This window comes from Atlantibacter sp., from assembly GCF_032062175.1.
GTDB lineage: Bacteria > Pseudomonadota > Gammaproteobacteria > Enterobacterales > Enterobacteriaceae > Atlantibacter.
In genome coordinates, this window is record NZ_DAMBQK010000002.1 from 154,891 (window position 1) to 168,532 (window position 13,642).

Sequence of the window (13,642 nt, forward strand, 5' to 3'; positions counted from 1 at the left end):
TTAATTCTGGTGCGTCCCCGGCTTGCGGGAGTTAGACCCGTGATGATGTTCCCGCACATCCAGCGCTGCCTCTTCGGCGGCGCTTCTTATTTCATCGCTGTCAGCCGCATGGCGTAACGTGGTATCCGCGCTCTGCACTTTATAAAACACGAGCCCATTGCGCTGTGCCGCGCTCTGGCCGGAAAAAAGCGCCGTGCATAGCAGCAGGGCGCTTATCAGCTTCTTTGTCATCAGGTTGCTCCGTGTGGCAGGTGGCGCTAATTTCGCAATAATAACGTAGGTTTTTTATTGCGATTTTTAAATGCCTGCAAACCCGGTGTCAGTTTTGCAAAGTCTCACGAAGAAGCGTGTTGATTGCCATTGGGTTGAGGTTGGGCATGTTTTACTGCGCGATCCTAATGGGATTTAAACCCGGCGGCTGCCATAATCACCCGAAAAAACAGGCCCACCGCAGCCAGCGTTAACACGCTGCCTCCCCAAATTACCACCAGCCAGAACAGCCGTTTCGGCCAAAGTGTAGTTTTCATCAGTGATACCCCTCACCGTGCTGCACCTTGCCGCGAAACACGTAGTAGCTCCAGAAGGTGTAAATCAAAATAATCGGGATAATCAGCAGCGCGCCGACCAGCATAAAGCTCAGGCTGGACGCGGGCGCGGCGGCCTGCCAGATGCTGATGTGCGGCGGGATAATCTGCGGCCAGATACTGATCCCTAATCCGCTGAAACCCAGGAAAATCAGCCCGAGCGTCAGGACAAACGGCAGCGTCTGGCTGCGGCTATCCGCCACGCAGCGCCACAGCCACAGGCTGAACACGATAACCAGCAGCGGCACTGGCAGCAGCCAGAACAGATTCGGCAGGGTAAACCAGCGTGCGGCGATCTCTGCGTGGGCCAGCGGCGTCCACAGGCTGATCCCGGCAATCACGACCAGCAGCGCCAGCAGCAGCGGGCGGGTCAGGGCGCGCATTCGCTGTTCCAGCGGGTTTTCGCTCTTCATTACCAGCCAGGTTGCGCCCAGCAGGGCATAAGCCACCACTAACCCTACGCCGCAGAACAGGTTGAACGCCGTCAGCCAGCCCAGCGGCGAGCCGCTGAAGGTGCGTCCGGTTACCTCAAATCCGCTGACCACCGCGCCGACCACCACGCCCTGGCAGAAGGTCGCCAGAATCGAACCGGCCATAAAGGCTTTATCCCAGAACGGTCGGTGGCCTGGCGTGGCTTTAAAGCGGAACTCAAAGGCCACGCCACGGAATATCAGCCCAATCAGCATTAGCGATAGCGGAATAGTCAGCGCATCGACAATTACCGCATAGGCCAGCGGAAACGCGCCGAACAGCCCTGCGCCGCCCAACACCAGCCAGGTTTCGTTGCCGTCCCATACCGGCGCAACGCTGTTGACCATCACGTCGCGGTCGTCGTTATCGCGGATAAACGGGAACAGGATGCCAATCCCCAAATCGAAACCGTCCATCACGATATACATCAGGGTGGCGAATACGATAATCACGAACCAGATAATGGCGAAATCGAAAGTCATACGGCCTCCCCGGAGGTTGACTGGCTTGCGGCAGACAGCGGTCGGGCAGGGGTGCCATTAACCGGTGGCAGCGCGTCCTCGGGCTGCGGGCCCTTCTTAATCAGGCGCACCATATAGCTGTACCCGACGCCAAATACCGACATATACACCACGAAAAACGCCAGCAGGCTGATGCTCATATGCAGCGTGCCGTGGGCAGACACCGCATCCTCGGTGCGTTGCAGGCCATACACGACCCAAGGCTGGCGGCCCACTTCGGTGGTTACCCATCCCGCCAGAATAGCGATCAGCCCCGAAGGCCCCATCCACAGCGCAAAACGCAGGAAAGGCCGCGAGGTGTACAAGCGCTGTTTGTAGCGCAGCCACACTGCCATCGCCCCGAGCAGCAGCATCAACATGCCCAGCCCGGCCATAATGCGGAACGACCAGAACACAATCGGCGAATTAGGGCGATCGGCTTTGGGGAATTCCTTCAGCGCCGGAACCTGTTTATCGAGACTGTGGGTCAAAATCAGGCTGCCGATCGCCGGGATTGCCAGCCCGTAGCGGGTGCGCTCCTGCTCCATATCCGGCCAGCCGAACAGCAGCAACGGCGTCGGCTCGCCGGGCGGGTTTTCCCAGTGGCCTTCAATGGCGGCAATTTTCGCCGGCTGGTGCTTGAGCGTATTCAGCCCGTGCATATCGCCCACCAGCGCCTGGATGGGCGCGACGATAAGCGTCATCCACAGCGCCATCGAAAACATGGTGCGGATGGCGGAGGTAGTGTTGCCGCGCAGCAAATGCCAGGCCGCCGACGCGCCGACAAACAGGGCGCTGCTCAAAAACGCGGCGATGGTCATATGGAATAAACGGTAGGGGAACGACGGGTTAAAGATCACCGCGAACCAGTCCACCGGTACCACCTGGCCGTTAATGATTTCGTGGCCCTGGGGCGTCTGCATCCAGCTATTAGACGCGAGGATCCAGAAAGTGGACATCAGCGTGCCCAGCGCCACCATGCAGGTCGAGAAAAAGTGCAGCCCCGGCCCGACTTTGTTCCAGCCAAACAACATCACGCCCAGAAAACCGGCTTCGAGGAAGAACGCAGTCAGCACTTCATAGGTCAGCAGCGGGCCGGTAATACTGCCCGCAAACTGAGAAAATCCGCTCCAGTTAGTGCCGAACTGATAGGCCATCACCAGCCCCGACACCACGCCCATCCCGAAGTTAACGGCAAAAATTTTCGACCAGAAGTGGTACAGCGAACGCCATACCGGATTTTTGGTTTTCAGCCACATGCCTTCCAGCACCGCCAGATAGCTGGCGAGACCAATGGTAATGGCGGGGAAGATTATGTGGAAAGAAACGGTAAACGCGAACTGTATTCGCGCTAAGTGAAACGCATCCAAATCAAACATGCCTGACTCCTGACAATAGCTCTGGCGGGAGGATAGGCCCAGGCGAGGCGGATGATAAGAAACAGTGGTGGGGTATTTGGCTATAACAGTTGATGTAATCTTCTGATATTTTATTTTTGTTATGGTTGCAAGTGAGTGTCACTAATTGACTTATATGAAATTCAACGTCGCAAACGTGCAACGGTTAAAAATATGTTGTTCATAAGTTCAATATGAAATCATTAGCACTGCTTTTAAGGCTGATATTTAGTGATTTAAGTCTCATTGTTTTCCGCAAAATGAGAAATTACGGTTAATGATCGTTTACGTGATTGTGATCACTGGTTAATTTTCCTGCGCTCTGCTTAACTAAATGCTCACTTAATGAACATATGAACGGTGCGTGTATGGAAAACCCAATCAGCATTGCGAATACCACTAAAATGACCAAAGTACGTTGGCAAACATTTGTGCTGTTATTGTTTGTGGGCGCGTTAAGTTATATCGACCGTATTTCTCTCTCCATTGGGATGCCGCTTATTGCTAAAGAGTTTGATTTAAGCCCGCAAATGCAGGGGTTATTATTAAGCTCATTTTTCTGGACCTACGCGTTATTTCAAATTCCCGGCGGCTGGCTGGCGGATAAAATTGGGCCGCGCCGGATATTAACCTGGGCGGTAACGCTCTGGTCGGTTTGCCAGTTAGCCACAGGGCTGGCGCTGAATTTCACCATGATGCTGATCGCCCGCCTGGGATTAGGGGCGACGGAAGCGCCGCAATATCCCACCGGCGCAAAACTGGCTGCGCTGTGGCTGCCGTTAAAAGACCGCGCCAGGGGCGCAGTATTAATGGACTCCTCGTCCACGCTGGGTGCGGCATTTGGCAGTTTAATTGTTGCCGGGTTAATCAGTTTATTAGGCGGCTGGCGCGAATCCTTTATCGCCGTGGCGATTATTACCGCCGGGGCAGGGTTTGTGATCCATCGTTATATACGTGATAAGCCGGAACAGCACCCGAAAGTGAATGAACTGGAAGCACAATATATTGCTAAAGAGCATCGTAAAGAAGACAGCCAGGAAGAACAAAAAGCGCTGATCGGCAAACCGGTAAATTTCCTTAAACACCGTACATTCTGGTTTATGGCCGTCGGCTTTATGACCGCCAATATGCTGTTCTACGGATTATTAACCTTTGGTCCGCTCTATTTATTTCAGGCGCGTGGCCTGGATATTCACGGCTTAGCCAGCGCGTCGTTTTTTATTTATATTTCCGGTTTCTTCGGTGAAAATTTTGCCGGCTGGCTGGCGCAAAAAGGGCTGCGTCGCGGTTATCGTCAGAACGTGGTGATGCGCACGCTGCTGGGCATCTCGGCGGCGATTGCCACCCTGGCGATTTTCGCGGTGGCCTTTGTGGAAAGCGCTAACGCCGCCATTGTGCTACTGGCGATCACCCTGTTTTTTGGGCGCTTCCTGGGATTGTACTGGTCGCTGCCGGGCACCTTAACCGTGCGCAGCCAGGCGGGTATTTTGGGCGGCATGATGAATATGTTTTCTAACGTCGGCGGGATCATTATTCCGCTGGTAACCGGTGTGGTTGTTAGCATGACCGGTTCCTATTTTGCGGCGTTGATTCTGTTTGCCGCCTGCGGATTGTGCTACCTGGTTTGCAGCCTGTTAATTAACTACGAGAAGAAGTTAGTGCTCAGCGAGGAATGAGTTATGTCATTAGAGACGTATAAATTACTGGCATCATCGTTATTCAAAAGGGACAACAAAAGCAAACTGGAACAGGTGCCCAGCATTGCCGATATGCGGCTGATGGCGAAACGTAATGTGCCGAAAATGATTTTTGATTTTGTCGACGGCGGCGCAGGGCATGAAGTGACGCTGCGCCATAACGAAAGCGATTTTCAGCGCGTATTTTTTAACCCTCGCTCGCTGGTGGACGTGTCAAAACAGGATCCCTCCGCTCACTTTTGTGGGCGGGATTTCCCGCTGCCGATTATTCTCGGCCCGGCAGGGTTAGTCCGCGTGGTAGGGAATAAAGGCGAAGTGTCGGCGGTAAAATCCGCCGGTAAACGCGGGCTGGTTTATACCATTAGCACCTCATCGTCGTATTCCATTGAGGATATTAAGCAAGTGGCGCAGGGGCCGTTATGGTTTCAGCTTTATTTATGGCGCAATAAAGACATTGTCGACGGATTAATTGAGCGGGCGGAAAAAGCCGCGTGCGACGCCCTGGTATTAACCATCGACGTGCCGTTAAATGCTAATCGGCTACGTGATTTACGCAACGGCATGTCGATACCGCCGAAAATCACATTGCGCAACGCGTTTGAGGCAATGACTAAACCGCGCTGGCTGATGGATATTACCTCCGGCGATCCGATTGGGTTTCGTAATTTCGTCGGCATCGCTGAAGGGAACAGCGCGTTATCGCATAGCGAATTTATTAATAAGGAGTTGTCGAATTTATCCGCCACCTGGGAAGATTTAACAAAGCTGCGCGAACGCTGGCCGAAAAAACTCTACATCAAAGGGATATTAACGGTGGAGGATGCGCTTAACGCCGTCAACTGTGGCGTGGACGGGATTATCGTCAGCAACCACGGCGGCAGGCAACTGGATTCCACAAAAAGCGCGGTGAGTTGTTTACCGGCGTTAAAGACAGCGGTGGGCGATCGGTGTGAAATTTTCCTCGACGGCGGCATTCGTTCCGGCGTGGATGTGATCAAAGCGCTATGCATGGGCGCGGATGCCGTCACGCTGGGGCGCAGTTGGGTATGGGGCGTCGCGGCAGGCGGGGAGAAAGGCGTCGATCGGGTTATCGATATCTATCAGGAAGAGATTCGCCAGACCATGATCCTGCTGGGCGTCAGCAATCTGTCGGAACTCAACGAAAAGATGATTACCCTCCCGGCGGAGTGGCAATCCTGAAGCAAACGGCTGGTTTCCCAGCCGCATAAACTTACTTAACGCTCACGGTCAACGTATGCGGCACTTTGCTGCCTTTACGGGCGGTGGCGCGGGTCTGGAAGACCTGAAGGGTATATTTACCGCTGGCCGGCAGTTTCGCTGTCCAGTCACCGCCGACGTAGCCGGAACCTAACGCCTCCGCTGCGCCCGGCGTCGCGCCTGGGCCGAATACGTTAAAGTTAGCGTTGTTGCTGCCAGCGATTTTCACCGTCATTTGCTGGCCCTGTGTCGCCGTCACGGTGTAGTTAATGCTGTCATAACCGGCAAAGGTGCCTTTCATCTGGGCGCTGGAGGTGCCTTTGGCAAATTGCACCGGCACCGTGGTGACTTTATCCGCAGCCAGAGCCGGCGCGGCGAGGAAACAGCATAGCAGTGAGCTGGCAATCAGTTTTTTCATGAATCGCGTTCCGTTGTAGTGACGTAGTAACCTGAAGCGCAGTGTATCCGTGAAACATGATATATCAACGCAAACCATTGACCTGGAAAATGTTCAGGATTGTTCTCAGTAAAAAACGCGTTTTCTGTTATTGGCAGCCGAATAAGTTGTTAATCGCTTTTGCTGCCGCTCGCAGAGGGTTGCGATATTGTTATACTCCTGGCTCAAACGGGAGGGACCATGAAAAAATACCAGCGGCTGGCGCAGCAAATTATCGATCAAATTGAATTAGGGGTCTGGCAACCGGGCGACCGGCTTCCCTCCCTGCGTGAACAGTGCGCCAGCGGCGACATCAGTTTTATGACCGTCAGCCACGCTTACCAGACGCTGGAAAGCCAGGGTGTGATCGTGGCGCGTCCGCAATCGGGCTATTACGTCGCGCCGCGCCCGGCAGCGCCGTCACGCGCGCCCGCCGCCCAGGTGATGCGCAGTGAAACGGTGGATATCAATACCTATATTTTCGATGTCTTACAGGCCAGTTGCGACGCCAGCGTGGTGCCGTTCGGCTCGGCGTTCCCCGATCCGCGTTTGTTCCCTCTGGCCCAGCTTAACCGCTCGCTGGCGAACGTCAGTAAAACTGCCACCGCCATGAGCGTGATCGACAACCTGCCGCCCGGCAATGAAGCGCTGCGTCATGCCATCGCCCGACGCTATGCCCAACAGGGGATCAACGTCTCGCCGGATGAAATCGTGATCACCGCCGGGGCGCTGGAGGCGTTAAACCTCAGCCTCCAGGCCGTGACCGAGCCGGGCGACTGGGTCATTGTCGAAAACCCCTGTTTTTACGGCGCGCTTCAGGCGCTGGAACGGTTGCGGTTAAAAGCGCTGTCGATAGCGACCACGCCGGAGCAGGGTATCGACCTGGCGGCGTTGGAGCAGGCGCTGAATGAATACCCGGTCAAAGCCTGCTGGCTGATGACCAACAGCCAGAATCCGCTGGGGTTTACCCTGAGCCCGGAAAAGAAAGCACAACTGGTGGCGCTGTTGACCCGTCATAACGTGGCGTTAATCGAGGATGATGTTTACAGCGAGCTTTATTATGGCCGGGAAAAACCGCTGCCCGCGCTGGCCTGGGACACCCAAAGCCAGGTGCTGCACTGCTCGTCGTTTTCCAAATGCCTGGTGGCGGGTTTTCGCATCGGCTGGGTGGCGGCGGGCCGCCATGCCCGGCGTATTCAGCAGTTGCAATTAATGAGCACGCTGTCTACCAGTTCGCCAATGCAACTGGCGCTGGTGGATTATCTCTCCTCACGGCGTTATGACAATTACCTGCGCCGTTTACGCCGCGAGCTGGCGCAGCGCAAACAGCAGGCGTGGCAATCCCTGTGCCGCCATCTTCCCCCGGAAGTGAAAACCCACCGCAGCGAAAGCGGCTATTTCTTATGGATTGAATTACCTGAAGGCCTGGATGCCGGACAGCTTAGCGAACGGGCGTTAAGCCATAAAATCAGCATCGCGCCGGGCAAAATGTTTACTACTGAACGTATCTACGACAGCTATTTCCGTTTTAACGCTTCCTGGGCGTGGGGCGAGCGGGAAGAGCAGGCGGTAAAAACCCTGGGGATGGTGATCGGTGAATTACACACTCAACACGCTAAATAATTAATTTTGCGTACTGATGCTTTATTTTCTCTTTCGCTGAATAACTTATTTTCAGCGATTAACAATATCGCCATTTTTTATAGAAGATCATTTTTGCCAACCCCAAAAATAATCGCCATAGGAAATGTTGATATTTACAAAAAAAGCTAACTCCCTGTCTACACTCTAAAAATGCTGTCGTGCTGCTTGCATGAAATAGTGCGCGGTTTGTCACAACCTTAATAAATTCCTGCCAATTCACAGGAATGGTTTTAAGGCGAAGGCTATTTTTTTAATTGGGACATAATTTTACGGCAAGGCTGCCTGATACGACTTCAGACAGGAGTACCCGTTTATGAGTAAGAAATTTGCGCTGAGCACATTGAGTGCGCTGTGCCTGACTGTGCTTACCGCTCAGGCTGCTGACAGCGATGCCAAAGGGGAAGGGCGGCTGGATATTATCGCCTGGCCAGGATACATCGAACGTGGTCAGACCGACAAACAATACGACTGGGTAACCCAGTTTGAGAAAGAGACCGGCTGTGAAGTCAACGTGAAAACCGCCGCCACCTCCGATGAAATGGTCAGCCTGATGGCGAAAGGCGGCTACGACCTGGTCACCGCTTCCGGCGACGCCTCCCTGCGGCTGATTATGGGCAAACGCGTTCAGCCCATCGACATCAGCAAAATCCCCAACTGGAAAAACGTTGATCCCCGGCTGGTGAAGGGCGAATGGTTTAACGTCGACGGCAAAGTCTACGGCACGCCGTATCAGTGGGGGCCGAACCTGCTGATGTACAACACCAAAACCTTTACTACCCCGCCGGATAGTTGGGCCGTACTGTTTGTTAAGCAGGATCTGCCAGACGGCAAATCTAACCAGGGCCGCGTACAGGCGTATGACGGGCCAATCTATATCGCCGATGCCGCGCTGTATCTGAAAACAACCCAGCCGGATTTAAAAATCAACGACCCGTACCAACTCACCGAAGAGCAGTACCAGGCGGTGCTGAAAGTACTGCGCGATCAGCATCAGCTGGTGCACCGCTACTGGCATGACACCACCGTACAGATGAGCGATTTCAAAAACGAAGGCGTGGTAGCGTCCAGCGCCTGGCCCTATCAGGCCAACGCCCTGAAAGCCGAAGGCCAGCCTGTCGCCACCGTGTTCCCGAAAGAGGGCGTTACCGGCTGGGCGGATACCACCATGCTGCACGCCCAGGCGAAGCACCCTGTCTGCGCTTACAAGTGGATGAACTGGTCGCTGACCCCGAAAGTGCAGGGCGACGTGGCCGCCTGGTTCGGCTCGCTGCCGGCAGTGGTGGAAGGTTGTAAAGCCAGCCAGCTATTGGGTGATAAAGGCTGCGAAACCAACGGCTTCGACTATTTCGATAAGATCGTGTTCTGGAAAACCCCGGTTGCCAACGGCGGGAAGTTCGTTCCGTACAGCCGCTGGACGCAGGACTATATCGCCATCATGGGCGGACGCTGAGCGGGGTTACCATGTCGTACGCAGTAGAATTTAACCATGTCAGCCGCCTGTACGGAGACGTGCGGGCGGTGGATGACGTCACCATCAAGATCAACGATGGCGAGTTCTTCTCCATGCTGGGGCCGTCCGGCTCCGGTAAAACCACCTGTCTGCGGTTAATTGCCGGTTTTGAACAGCTCTCGTCAGGCTCAATCCGTATTTTCGGCCAGGAAGCGCGCGATCTGCCGCCGTGGCAGCGTGACGTCAACACCGTGTTCCAGGATTACGCGCTGTTCCCGCATATGTCGGTGCTGGAAAACGTGGCCTATGGGCTGATGGTCAAAGGCGTGGATAAAAAGACGCGGCTGGCGAAAGCGGCCCAGGCGCTGGACCAGGTGGCGCTCGGCTTTACGCACGCCCGCAAACCGTCTCAGCTTTCCGGCGGCCAGCGCCAGCGTGTGGCGATTGCCCGCGCGCTGGTCAATCAGCCGCGCGTGCTGCTGCTGGATGAACCCCTCGGCGCGCTGGATTTGAAGCTGCGCGAGCAGATGCAGGGCGAGCTGAAAAAACTCCAGCGCGAGCTGGGCATCACCTTTATTTTCGTTACCCACGATCAGGGCGAAGCGCTGTCGATGTCTGACCGGGTGGCGGTGTTCAACAATGGCCGTATTGAGCAGGTCGATTCGCCGCGCGAACTGTATATGCGCCCGCGCACCCCGTTTGTCGCCGGGTTCGTCGGTACTTCCAACGTGCTGACAGACGAGCAGGTGCAGCGGCTGTGGGGCGGCAGCGGGGCGTATTCCCTGCGCCCGGAACATATCGCGCTGAATCAGCCGGGCGATATTCAGGTGCAGGGTACGGTGCAGGAAATCCAGTACCAGGGCGCAGCGACGCGCCTCGAACTGCGGCTTGATGACGGCGGGCGGCTGCTGGTCAGCCAGGCCAACCTTTATGATGCCCAGCCTGGCGGCGCGTTTCATATCGGCCAACCGGTGCTGGCCTCCTGGTCCCGTGACGCGATGATCCCATTGCACGCGGAGGGATGACATGGATATGACGCTCCCGCAACCCACTCAACAGCCTGGTCTGATGCGCCGTGTAACCGCCTTTTTCTGGGCGCGCCCGACGCTGTGGCTGCTGTTACTGCTGCTGCCGCCGCTGATGTGGTTCGGCGTGGTCTATTTAGGATCGCTGCTGACCCTGCTGTGGCAAGGCTTCTACACCTTTGACGACTTCACCATGTCGGTGACGTCGGATCTGACCCTGGCTAACCTGGCCGCCCTGTTCCAGCCGGCGAATTACGACATCATCGTGCGTACCGTGACGATGGCGATTGTCGTGACCCTCGCCAGTGCGGTTGTCGCGTTCCCGATTGCCTACTACATGGCGCGCTATGTGCACGGCAAAATGAAAGCCTTCTTTTATATCGCCGTGATGCTGCCGATGTGGGCCAGCTATATCGTTAAAGCCTATGCCTGGACCCTGCTGCTGGCGAAGGACGGCGTGGCGCAGTGGTTCCTGCAACACCTGGGGTTAGACGGCGCGCTGGCAGCGTTTTTGACGCTGCCGCTGGTGGGCGGCAACACGCTGTCTACCTCCGGCTTCGGGCGCTTCCTGGTGTTCGTCTATATCTGGCTGCCGTTTATGATCCTGCCGATTCAGGCGGCGCTGGAGCGTCTGCCGCCGTCGCTGCTCCAGGCCTCGGCGGATTTGGGTGCCACGCCGACCCAAACCTTCCGCTTCGTGATTTTACCCCTCGCCATTCCGGGCGTGGCGGCGGGTTCCATCTTTACCTTTTCCCTGACGTTAGGCGATTTTATCGTGCCGCAGTTGGTTGGCCCGCCGGGGTATTTCATCGGCAACATGGTCTATTCCCAGCAGGGGGCGATCGGCAATATGCCGATGGCGGCGGCGTTTACGCTGGTGCCGATTGTGTTGATTGCAATCTATCTGGCGATCGTGAAACGCCTGGGAGCCTTCGATGCACTCTGAACGCGCACCACTATGGCTCAAAATCGCGGCCTGGGGCGCGATTGTGTTCCTCCACTGGCCGCTTTTCGTTATTGGCACCTATGCTTTTAATACCGAGGACGCGGCCTTTAGCTTTCCACCGCAGGGCTTCACCCTGAAGTGGTTTAGTGTGGCGGCGCAGCGCGGCGATATCCTGGACGCGGTGATGCTATCCGTGAAGATCGCCTCCCTCGCGACCGCGCTGGCGTTGGTACTTGGCACGCTTGCTGCAGCAGCGCTCTGGCGACGAGATTTTTTTGGTAAGAATTCCATCTCGCTGCTGTTGCTGCTGCCAATTGCGCTGCCGGGGATCATCACCGGCATCGCGCTGTTGACCGCCTTTAAAACGGTGGATCTGGAACCGGGTTTTCTGACCATCGTGGTGGGCCACGCCACGTTTTGCGTGGTGGTGGTGTTTAACAACGTGATCGCCCGGTTCCGGCGCACCTCGTACAGCCTGATTGAAGCATCCATGGATTTAGGCGCTGACGGCTGGCAGACCTTCCGCTACGTGATTATGCCGAATCTCGGTTCGGCGCTGCTGGCGGGCGGCATGCTGGCGTTTGCGCTGTCGTTTGACGAAATCATCGTCACCACTTTCACGGCGGGGCATGAACGTACGCTGCCGCTGTGGTTGCTCAACCAGCTCGGAAGACCGCGCGATGTGCCCGTCACCAACGTGGTGGCGCTTTGCGTGATGCTGGTCACCACCATCCCGATCCTCGGGGCCTGGTGGCTAACGCGCGATGGCGAAATGGTCGCCGGTAGCGGTAAATAAAATTCGATATCGATGAGGCAGGCTATGCAGAGTCAATTATTGATCAATGGACAACTGGTAGACGGCAAAGGCGAGCGCCTGCCGGTTTACAACCCGGCCACGGGCGACGTGCTGCTGGAAATCCCCGAAGCCTCGGCGCAGCAGGTGAACGACGCCGTAGACGCCGCCGACGCCGCCTTCGACCAGTGGGGGCAAACCTCGCCGAAAGAGCGCGCTGAAGCGCTGCTCAGGCTGGCAGACGTGATTGAGCAAAACGGCGAAACCTTTGCGAAACTCGAATCACTGAACTGCGGCAAGCCGTACCACTGCGTACTGAATGATGAGATCCCGGCGGTAGTGGACGTATTCCGCTTCTTCGCGGGTGCAGCGCGCTGCCTGAACGGCCTGGCGGCGGGCGAATATCTGCCGGGGCACACCTCAATGATCCGCCGCGATCCGGTGGGCGTGGTGGCGTCGATTGCTCCCTGGAACTATCCGCTGATGATGGCGGCCTGGAAACTCGGCCCGGCGCTGGCGGCGGGTAACTGCGTGGTAATCAAACCGTCGGAAATTACGCCGCTTACCGCCTTTAAGCTGGCGGAACTGGCGAAAGATATTTTCCCTGCTGGGGTGTTGAACGTGCTGTTCGGCACCGGGAAAAACGTCGGCGACCCGTTAACCGGGCATGAGAAAGTGCGCATGGTGTCGCTCACCGGCTCTATCGCCACCGGCGCGCACATTGTGGGCCGCACCGCCAGCACCCTGAAGCGTACGCATATGGAACTGGGCGGCAAAGCCCCAGTTCTGGTGTTTAACGACGCGGATCTCGATGCGGTGGTTGAAGGCATTCGCACCTTCGGCTTTTATAACGCCGGGCAGGACTGTACCGCCGCCTGCCGTGTTTATGCCCAGTCGGGCATTTACGCCAAACTGGTGGAAAAACTCGGCGACGCGGTGGGCAGCCTGAAATACGGCGCGCCGGATGATGAATCCACCGAGCTTGGCCCGCTGAGTTCACAGGCGCATCTGGAGCGCGTTACCCAGGCGGTGAACGACGCCAAAGCGCTGGGTCATATCAAGGTGGTAACGGGCGGCGAGAAAGTCGAGGGTCCAGGCTACTTCTTTAAACCCACCGTACTGGCTGGTGCGAAGCAGGATGACGCCATCGTGCAGCGTGAAGTGTTCGGCCCGGTCGTCAGCGTGACGGAATTTAGCGATGAAGCCGAAGCGCTGGCGTGGGCTAACGATTCACAGTACGGGCTGGCATCATCGGTCTGGACGCAGGACGTAGGCCGCGCCCATCGCTTAAGCGCCCGGTTGCAGTACGGCTGCACCTGGGTCAACACCCACTTTATGCTGGTCAGCGAAATGCCGCACGGCGGACAGAAACTTTCTGGCTACGGGAAGGATATGTCGGTGTATGGGTTAGAGGATTACACGATTGTTCGGCATGTCATGATTAAGCATTAACTGGCTCAAACCCGCCGGGATAACACCGT

General features: G+C 56.3%; 13 protein-coding genes. 8 read left to right on the forward strand and 5 right to left on the reverse strand.

The annotated features are described in order from the left end of the window. From RT120_RS02970 to RT120_RS02985, 4 genes are all read right to left on the reverse strand, one after another. Entirely contained in the window at nucleotides 1-231 is a 231-nt protein-coding gene (locus RT120_RS02970) for a DUF2554 family protein (protein WP_312979193.1), read from the reverse strand. Between the two features lie 164 nt (nucleotides 232-395). Then, nucleotides 396-527, reverse strand: a complete 132-nt coding sequence (locus tag RT120_RS02975) for a DUF2474 domain-containing protein (protein WP_312979195.1) — start codon at nucleotides 525-527, stop codon at nucleotides 396-398. Then, nucleotides 527-1,537: a cytochrome d ubiquinol oxidase subunit II gene (cydB, locus tag RT120_RS02980; protein ID WP_312979196.1), complete on the reverse strand. Its 1,011-nt coding sequence runs from the start codon at nucleotides 1,535-1,537 to the stop codon at nucleotides 527-529. The genes RT120_RS02975 and cydB overlap by 1 nt, the downstream gene beginning before the upstream one ends. Then, a complete protein-coding gene (locus RT120_RS02985) occupies nucleotides 1,534-2,934 on the reverse strand; it encodes a cytochrome ubiquinol oxidase subunit I (protein ID WP_312979197.1) in 1,401 nt (466 codons plus the stop codon). Before RT120_RS02985 ends, cydB begins: the two co-directional genes overlap by 4 nt. Before the next feature lie 386 nt (nucleotides 2,935-3,320). On the opposite strand from RT120_RS02985, the gene RT120_RS02990 reads away from it, so the two are divergent. Together RT120_RS02990 and RT120_RS02995 are read left to right on the forward strand one after the other, a co-directional pair. Continuing rightward, complete coding sequence (locus RT120_RS02990) at nucleotides 3,321-4,628, forward strand: MFS transporter (protein WP_312979198.1); 1,308 nt, start codon at nucleotides 3,321-3,323, stop codon at nucleotides 4,626-4,628. Nucleotides 4,629-4,631: 3 nt separating this feature from the next. Next, a complete protein-coding gene (locus RT120_RS02995; protein WP_312979200.1) occupies nucleotides 4,632-5,849 on the forward strand; it encodes an alpha-hydroxy acid oxidase in 1,218 nt (405 codons plus the stop codon). A 31-nt stretch (nucleotides 5,850-5,880) separates the two neighbouring features. On the opposite strand, the gene RT120_RS03000 is transcribed toward RT120_RS02995, so the two are convergent. After that, a complete protein-coding gene (locus tag RT120_RS03000; RefSeq protein ID WP_312979202.1) occupies nucleotides 5,881-6,285 on the reverse strand; it encodes a g-type lysozyme inhibitor in 405 nt (134 codons plus the stop codon). 219 nt (nucleotides 6,286-6,504) lie between these two features. On the opposite strand from RT120_RS03000, the gene RT120_RS03005 reads away from it, so the two are divergent. The 6 genes from RT120_RS03005 to patD all read left to right on the forward strand — a co-directional run bounded on the left by RT120_RS03005 (nucleotide 6,505) and on the right by patD (nucleotide 13,613). Beyond that, nucleotides 6,505-7,926 (forward strand): PLP-dependent aminotransferase family protein, encoded by a 1,422-nt coding sequence (locus RT120_RS03005; RefSeq protein WP_312979205.1) that lies wholly within the window; start codon nucleotides 6,505-6,507, stop codon nucleotides 7,924-7,926. A 334-nt stretch (nucleotides 7,927-8,260) separates the two neighbouring features. Further along, the gene (gene ydcS / locus RT120_RS03010; protein ID WP_312979208.1) at nucleotides 8,261-9,397 is read left to right on the forward strand and encodes a putative ABC transporter substrate-binding protein YdcS; all 1,137 of its coding nucleotides are present in this window, start codon (nucleotides 8,261-8,263) and stop codon (nucleotides 9,395-9,397) included. Between the two features lie 11 nt (nucleotides 9,398-9,408). Further along, nucleotides 9,409-10,422 carry an ABC transporter ATP-binding protein gene (locus RT120_RS03015; RefSeq protein ID WP_312979209.1) on the forward strand — a complete coding sequence of 338 codons (1,014 nt, stop codon included), beginning with the start codon at nucleotides 9,409-9,411 and terminating at the stop codon, nucleotides 10,420-10,422. A gap of 1 nt (nucleotide 10,423) precedes the next feature. Then, nucleotides 10,424-11,368 (forward strand): ABC transporter permease, encoded by a 945-nt coding sequence (locus RT120_RS03020; RefSeq protein ID WP_312979212.1) that lies wholly within the window; start codon nucleotides 10,424-10,426, stop codon nucleotides 11,366-11,368. After that, nucleotides 11,358-12,164, forward strand: coding sequence for an ABC transporter permease (locus RT120_RS03025; RefSeq protein WP_312979214.1), 807 nt, complete (start codon nucleotides 11,358-11,360; stop codon nucleotides 12,162-12,164). Before RT120_RS03020 ends, RT120_RS03025 begins: the two co-directional genes overlap by 11 nt. 24 nt (nucleotides 12,165-12,188) lie before the next feature. Beyond that, nucleotides 12,189-13,613, forward strand: a complete 1,425-nt coding sequence (gene patD / locus RT120_RS03030) for an aminobutyraldehyde dehydrogenase (protein WP_312979216.1) — start codon at nucleotides 12,189-12,191, stop codon at nucleotides 13,611-13,613. The last annotated feature ends 29 nt before the right edge of the window (nucleotides 13,614-13,642 follow it).

What these genes read in the sequence shown, in the direction of transcription:
- cydB (WP_312979196.1), bottom strand. Translation starts at nt 1,537, where the DNA reads ATGACTTTCGATTTCGCCATTATCTGGTTCGTGATTATCGTATTCGCC.
- RT120_RS02985 (WP_312979197.1), bottom strand. Translation starts at nt 2,934, where the DNA reads ATGTTTGATTTGGATGCGTTTCACTTAGCGCGAATACAGTTCGCGTTT.
- RT120_RS02970 (WP_312979193.1), bottom strand. Translation starts at nt 231, where the DNA reads ATGACAAAGAAGCTGATAAGCGCCCTGCTGCTATGCACGGCGCTTTTT.
- ydcS (WP_312979208.1), top strand. Translation starts at nt 8,261, where the DNA reads ATGAGTAAGAAATTTGCGCTGAGCACATTGAGTGCGCTGTGCCTGACT.
- patD (WP_312979216.1), top strand. Translation starts at nt 12,189, where the DNA reads ATGCAGAGTCAATTATTGATCAATGGACAACTGGTAGACGGCAAAGGC.
- RT120_RS02990 (WP_312979198.1), top strand. Translation starts at nt 3,321, where the DNA reads ATGGAAAACCCAATCAGCATTGCGAATACCACTAAAATGACCAAAGTA.
- RT120_RS03000 (WP_312979202.1), bottom strand. Translation starts at nt 6,285, where the DNA reads ATGAAAAAACTGATTGCCAGCTCACTGCTATGCTGTTTCCTCGCCGCG.
- RT120_RS03005 (WP_312979205.1), top strand. Translation starts at nt 6,505, where the DNA reads ATGAAAAAATACCAGCGGCTGGCGCAGCAAATTATCGATCAAATTGAA.
- RT120_RS03020 (WP_312979212.1), top strand. Translation starts at nt 10,424, where the DNA reads ATGGATATGACGCTCCCGCAACCCACTCAACAGCCTGGTCTGATGCGC.
- RT120_RS03025 (WP_312979214.1), top strand. Translation starts at nt 11,358, where the DNA reads ATGCACTCTGAACGCGCACCACTATGGCTCAAAATCGCGGCCTGGGGC.
- RT120_RS02995 (WP_312979200.1), top strand. Translation starts at nt 4,632, where the DNA reads ATGTCATTAGAGACGTATAAATTACTGGCATCATCGTTATTCAAAAGG.
- RT120_RS03015 (WP_312979209.1), top strand. Translation starts at nt 9,409, where the DNA reads ATGTCGTACGCAGTAGAATTTAACCATGTCAGCCGCCTGTACGGAGAC.
- RT120_RS02975 (WP_312979195.1), bottom strand. Translation starts at nt 527, where the DNA reads ATGAAAACTACACTTTGGCCGAAACGGCTGTTCTGGCTGGTGGTAATT.